Origin of the sequence: Streptomyces triticisoli (genome assembly GCF_003270085.1) — a bacterium.
Classification (GTDB): domain Bacteria; phylum Actinomycetota; class Actinomycetes; order Streptomycetales; family Streptomycetaceae; genus Streptomyces; species Streptomyces triticisoli.
Genome location: NZ_QFDQ01000273.1, coordinates 1 through 5,841, shown reverse-complemented (window position 1 = coordinate 5,841; position 5,841 = coordinate 1). Strand labels below are relative to the sequence as shown.

General features: G+C 75.8%; 4 protein-coding genes and 1 pseudogene. 3 read left to right on the top strand and 2 right to left on the bottom strand.

Annotated features, from left to right (window positions below; translation table 11 throughout):
* Positions 1-939: 939 nt before the first annotated feature.
* The 3 genes from DEP02_RS30920 to DEP02_RS30910 all read left to right on the top strand — a co-directional run bounded on the left by DEP02_RS30920 (position 940) and on the right by DEP02_RS30910 (position 4,124).
* Positions 940-2,205, top strand: a complete 1,266-nt coding sequence (locus DEP02_RS30920; RefSeq protein WP_112470980.1) for a nitrate/nitrite transporter — start codon at positions 940-942, stop codon at positions 2,203-2,205.
* A 129-nt stretch (positions 2,206-2,334) separates the two neighbouring features.
* Entirely contained in the window at positions 2,335-3,237 is a 903-nt protein-coding gene (locus tag DEP02_RS30915; RefSeq protein ID WP_112470979.1) for a universal stress protein, read from the top strand.
* A gap of 107 nt (positions 3,238-3,344) precedes the next feature.
* Positions 3,345-4,124, top strand: a complete 780-nt coding sequence (locus DEP02_RS30910; protein WP_112470978.1) for a LysR family substrate-binding domain-containing protein — start codon at positions 3,345-3,347, stop codon at positions 4,122-4,124.
* A gap of 187 nt (positions 4,125-4,311) precedes the next feature.
* Here the strand turns inward: DEP02_RS30910 and DEP02_RS30905 are convergent, their stop codons facing one another.
* Together DEP02_RS30905 and DEP02_RS30900 are read right to left on the bottom strand one after the other, a co-directional pair.
* Positions 4,312-5,235, bottom strand: a complete 924-nt coding sequence (locus tag DEP02_RS30905) for a sirohydrochlorin chelatase (RefSeq protein WP_112470977.1) — start codon at positions 5,233-5,235, stop codon at positions 4,312-4,314.
* 122 nt (positions 5,236-5,357) lie between these two features.
* Positions 5,358-5,841 (bottom strand): annotated as a pseudogene (locus DEP02_RS30900) (ATPase); the annotation flags it as partial.

Sequence of the window (5,841 nt, the reverse complement as noted above, 5' to 3'; positions counted from 1 at the left end):
GTCACGCGCCGCGGGCCTGCGGGACCGGGCCCGCGGCGCGTGACGGGCGGGCCTGCGGGGCCGGGCCCGTGTCGGGTGCCGGACGGATGTCCGTGGGCGCGGCCGTCCTCGCCCTCCGGGGCGCCGCGGCCCACCTCGGCTGAAACCTGCCGTACCGCGGCCGGTACGACGCCGTCGCACCGGCCGCATGCCGTTCACCGGGCGGCCGGTGCCGGAGCAGGCCGTGACCGAGATGATCACGGCGGCGCGGGCCGAAGGGACGCCCCCGGACGCGCACCACCCCTACGGCATTCCGCTCACCCCGCTGGGCCCGCCGGACGCGGCCGGGCGGATGCCGACGAGGGCCTTCACCGGCCCGTTGCCCGGGCTGCGCGCGGGGCAGGCCCTGGAACGTGCGCTGCCTATGGCCACCGGGCACGGAGTGCGCACCTCGACGCTGCGTCAGGCGATGGAGTGGCCGGACCCGCGGGCGGCGACGACCGGCCCGTGGCACCGGTGTCGCCCCCGTCTGCTGACCCGTTTCGGCTACGGCCCGCACGAGGTCCGACCTCGCCGAGGTGCGCAGCGGCACGGTCGCGTGCGTGTCCGGAGCGGAGTTCACCGGGAGCGCCGAGGGGTGCGCGTGCCGTGCTCCTTGCGGGCCCCCGAGATACATGCCCGAGAGCAACCGGGTACCCGGCTGCCCGTGTTGTCCGTGGCCGCGCCCCGGGGCGGCCGGGCTCACCGGTCCCGGGGGCCGCCGGCCGGCCCCAGCGCCGGGACGGCCGGTCCCCGTGGGGTCGGGACGGCCGGTCCCGAGGCAGGGACCCTCGGGCCCTCCTCGGCGGTGTGCGCCGGCGCGGATAGTGGCAACCGGTGGCCGAGTCGGTGAACGAGGAGCCGCGGTTCGGGGGAGACATCCCGGTGCCGTACGACTACGCGAGCGAAGGGACGAACGGCATGCTGGAGCCGTCGAGGAAGAAGAAGGGCGAGCCGGCGTCGGACGCCGCGCCCGCGCCCGTGTCCGGGCGGGCCTGGCTGATGCTGGCGCTGGCCACGGTGGGCTTCGCCGTGAACTTCTGGGCCTGGGCGCTGCTCAGCCCGCTGGGCCCGCGCTTCAAGGACAGCCTGGAGCTGTCCTCGTTCGAGCAGTCGCTGCTGGTGGCGGTGCCGGTCGTGGTCGGCTCCCTGGGGCGCGTCCCCGTGGGAGCGCTGACCGACCGGTTCGGCGGACGGGTGATGTTCCCGCTGGTGTCGGCGGTGACGATCGTGCCGGTGCTCTACCTGGGCCTGGCCGGGCACTCCTCGCTGCCCGCGCTGCTGGTGGGCGGCTTCTTCCTCGGCATCGGCGGTACCGCCTTCGCGGTCGGCGTGCCCTTCGTCAGCGCCTGGTTCCCGCCGCGGCGGCGCGGCCTGGCCATCGGCGTCTTCGGCATGGGCATGGGCGGCACCGCGATCAGCGCGCTGACCACGGTGAAGCTGGTCGATGCCCGGGGCATGGCCAACCCCTTCCTGATCACCGCGGCCGTCCTCGCCGTGTACGCGGTCGTAGCGGCCCTCGTGCTGCGGGACGCGCCCGGACGCGCCGTGCCGACCGAACCCCTGGCCCGTCGGCTGGCCGCGACCTGCAGGCTCGGCATCACCTGGCAGGCCTCGGCCCTGTACGCGGTGGCCTTCGGAGGCTACGTCGCCTTCTCCGTCTACCTGCCCACCTACCTGAAGACCGGCTACGGCCTCACCCAGGCGGACGCCGCGAACCGGATGGCCGGGTTCGTACTGCTGGCCGTGGCGATGCGGCCGGCCGGTGGCTGGCTGTCGGACCGCATCGGAGCGGTGCGCGTGCTCGCCGGAGCGCTGACCGTGGTGTTCGCGGGCGCACTCGTGCAGTCCGCGACCCCGCCGCTGGCCCCGACCGGCACCGTCGCCTTCCTCGCCATGGCCGCCGCGCTCGGCGCGGGCAGCGGCGCCGTGTTCGCCCTGGTGGCCCTGCTGGCCCCGGCCGAGCAGGTCGGCTCGGTCACCGGCATCGTCGGCGCCGCCGGCGGTCTGGGCGGCTTCCTGCCGCCCCTGGTGATGGGGTCGCTGTACGGCGCCTACGGCTCGTACGCGATCGGCCTGGTCCTGCTGGGCCTGGTCGCCGCCGCGGCCCTGGCCTTCACCGGAACCGGCGTGCGCAGTGCCGTCACCCGGCGCAGCCACCGGGTCGCCCAGCCCCAGCTGCGCTGACCGGACGAGCCGGACGGGGAAGGAGGGGCCGAACGGCCCCCGTCCCGAGCCCGGGCGGCCCCTGCCCGGGCACGCTGGATCACGGGATGCTGGCAGTGAGAGCGGATCGGAGTACGGGAGGTGTGCGTCATGGTTTCGCCCGTCGTCGCCGGAGTCGATGGCTCCGAGGAGAGTCTGGCCGCCGCCGAGTGGGCCGCGCGTGAGGCCGAGCGCCGGGGGCGGAGCCTGCGGCTGTTCCACGCCTGGAACTGGCACCCGGCCCCGGCCGACGGCGTGCGGGTGGACGCGGCCCGGCGGCGTCTGGCCCGGCAGGTGCTGAGCCGGGCGGAGAACCGGGTGCGCGGCGCCTGCCCCGGTGTGCGTCTGGAGGAGGAGCAGGTCCTCGGACCGGCGACCACGGCCCTGCTGAGAGCGGCCGGGCGGGCCGAGGTGCTGGTGCTGGGCTCGCGCGGCCTGAGCGGCTTCACCGGCTTCCTGGTCGGCTCCGTGGCCCTGGGCACGGTGGCCCGGGCCGTCTGCCCGGTCGTTCTGGTGCGGGCCGGTGAGGAGGCCGCCGACGAGCACCTCCCGGCGGCCGACGGCAGCGCCTCCACCCGGACCGGCTACCGGGACGTGGTGCTCGGCCTGAACGTCGCCGTGCCGTGCGACGAGGTGATCGAGTTCGCCTTCCGGGAGGCGCAGCTGCGCCGGGCCCGGCTGCGGGCCGTGTACGCCTGGCAGCAGCCGTCCGCGCTGAGTCTGGGCCCCGGTGAGATCGCGCTGGTGGACGACCCCGGGCGGGCCGAGGAGTGGCAGGGGTTCCTGTCCGCGCTGCTCCAGGTGTGGCGGGACAAGTACCCGGAGGTGGAGGTCGTCGGGACGGTGGTACGGGACAAGCCCTCGACCGCGCTGGTGCGGGCCGCCTCCGGCGCGAGCCTGCTCGTCGTCGGCCGCCGCCCGTCCACCCTCCCGGCGGGCCCGCACACCGGCCCGGTCGCCCACGCCGCCATCCACCACGCCGACTGCCCCGTGGCGGTCGTCCCCCACGAGTGAGCCGCCCGCGATCTCCCCGGAGAGCGGCTCCGGGCCCTCCCGGCCGTGAGCTCGGCGGCCTGCGCAGCGGGGACAAGCTCCTTCGCCAGGCCGGGTAACCTGGCGGGGTGACCGGCTCGGATGCAACTGTCTCGTTCCGGCTCGCGTACGTCCCCGGGGCGACGCCCGCCAAGTGGGTGCGGATCTGGAACGAGCGCCTGCCCGACGTCCCCCTCGCCCTCGTCCAGGTCCCGGCCGCCGAGGCGTCCGGGGCGCTGCGCGACGGCGCGGCGGACGCGGGGATCGTACGCCTGCCGGTGGACTGTACGTTCTTCAGCGCGATCCCCCTCTACACCGAGACGACGGTGGTGGTCGTCCCCAAGGACCACCTGGTGACGGCCGTGGACGAGGTGTCCCTGGCGGACCTCGCCGACGAGGTCGTCCTCCACCCCCTCGACGACGTCCTCGGCTGGGAACGGCCGCCCGGCGAACCCGCCTTCGAGCGGCCCGCCACCACGGGGGACGCCGTCGAGCTGGTGGCGGCGGGCGTGGGCCTGCTCGTCGTCCCCCAGTCGCTGGCCCGCCTCCACCACCACAGGGACCTCACCTACCGGCCGGTCGTCGACGCCCCGCAGTCGAGCGTCGTGCTGTCGTGGCCGGAGGAGGCGCACACCGACCTGGTCGAGGAGTTCATCGGGATCGTCCGCGGCCGAACGGTCAACAGCACCCGGGGACGCGCCCGGCCCCAGCCACAGACGCCGGCCCAGCGCGAGGACCAGCGAGCCGACGGCAGGGGCACCCGCCGCAAGCCCGGGGCAACGGGCCGGTCCAGCAGGACGACGCCCCGCGGCCAACGGGGCGGCGGCCCCAAGGGCGGCGGACGGGGCAGACCGGGCCGCAGGGGGTAGCCGAGGCCGTGGCCGAGCGTGGTGGTGGGCGCGGTGGCCGCGTAACGCGTGAAGGCGGGACGGCCGAGCTGACGGCCGCGTCCTGCGCGGTCCTCGGCTGAACGCGGCAAACCGGCTGAACGCGGCAGAAAAGCCCGCCCCTCACGGCTGAGGAGCGGGCCCTTGTCGTACGGGGACGGACCGCGCGTCAGCGGACCGGCGCACCCTGCGGCTGCTGCGGGGCGATGCCCAGCGCCGTCGTGTACTTGGCCAGGACGAGCTTGCCGATCGCCGGGTACGGGCCGAGCGCCTCCGCGGCGGAGCAGCCCGCCTCCGTGGCGGCGGCGTCGACCAGCTCGGCGTCGATCTCCGGGCCGATCAGGTACGGCGCCAAGGCCAGCTGCTGCGAGCCGGAGGACCGCAGCTGCTCGGCGACGCCGGCGATCGAACCCTCCTGGTCCAGGGCGGCCGCCATCACCGGCACGGCGAGACGGGCGGCGAGCAGCATGCCGGTGATCCCGGCCGCCTGTACGGCCTCCTCGCCGCCGACCGACGCGAGGATGATCCCGTCCGCCGCGGTCGCCACGGTGAACAGGCGGGCGCGGTCGGCGCGGGCCAGGCCCGCCTCCGACAGACGCACGTGCAGCGCCTCGGCGAGCAGCGGGTGCGGGCCGAGCACATCGGTCAGCTCGGCCGCGATCCGGCTGTCCATGACCGCCTGCCGGACCTGGCGCAGCAGCGCGCTGTCCGGACCGGCCAGCAGCGGCACGACGACCGCGACGGGACCCTCGGGCTCCTTGGCCTCCACACCGGCGGCGACAGCCTGCTCGTAGCGGGCGGTCCGCTCCTCGGCCGCGTGGGCGAGCACGGACTGCAGGGTCGGGTACTCCGCGTCGTCCCCGTCGAGGTACCCGATCCGGGCGTCGAGGCCGGGGAGCTCGGAGCGGGCGATGCTCACGACCTCCTCGGCGAGACTGCGCGTGGCGGCGCCGGGCGTGCCCGGCACCGCGAGGACGAGCGCGGGCGCGCCCTCGGGTGCCGCCAGCGGTTCGGGGCGGCGGTGCCGTCCGGGCTGGCGGGGGCGCGGCATTCGTACTGGCAGGCCGGACGCGGGCCCAGTGGGGGAGCTCATGGCGCCGCATGTTACTGGCTTCGAGGGTTTCCCTGTTCGGGGAGGGTGCAGGTGAGCGGTATCCGTCCGGTTTTGTCTGATGAGTTACGTACGGATTCGAGCCGATCGGGCTGTGTGCGGGATCAGTCCCTTTGCGGAGGCGGTACGTACAGCAACTTCTCGTCACCCGGCAGTGCGAGGACGTCCCTGGCCAGATCGGTCGCGATCCGTACACAGCCGTGCAGCGGATCGCCCTCGGCGCGCACCCGCCGCGCGTGCGGCAGCCGCCCGGCCAACTCCTGCTCCAGCGGTACGAGAAGAGGGTTGCCCAGCTTGAACAGGCCGCCGGTCAGGGCCAGCAGAGGCTCCCCCGCGGTCGGGCAGACCGCCGCAGCCGACTCGGCCATGTGCCGGGCCGCCGCGCGCAGGATGCCCGCCGCGACCGGGTCGTCCGGAGCGCAGACCGCCACCTGGGGTGCGAAGGAGGCCAGGACGGCGGCGCGGTCGGGGCGTGGGTAGAGCCTGCCGGGCAGCCCCGGCATCGGCCCGAACGCCTCCTCCGCGCGGGCCAGCAGCCGCGCCGAGCCGCCGTCCCGCCCGTCGTGGGCGCGCAGTGCCGCCTCCAGG

Bases quoted from the DNA above. Each gene is read 5' to 3' on its own strand.
- DEP02_RS30920 (WP_112470980.1), top strand. From the start codon at position 940: ATGCTGGAGCCGTCGAGGAAGAAGAAGGGCGAGCCGGCGTCGGACGCC.
- DEP02_RS30915 (WP_112470979.1), top strand. From the start codon at position 2,335: ATGGTTTCGCCCGTCGTCGCCGGAGTCGATGGCTCCGAGGAGAGTCTG.
- DEP02_RS30905 (WP_112470977.1), bottom strand. From the start codon at position 5,235: ATGAGCTCCCCCACTGGGCCCGCGTCCGGCCTGCCAGTACGAATGCCG.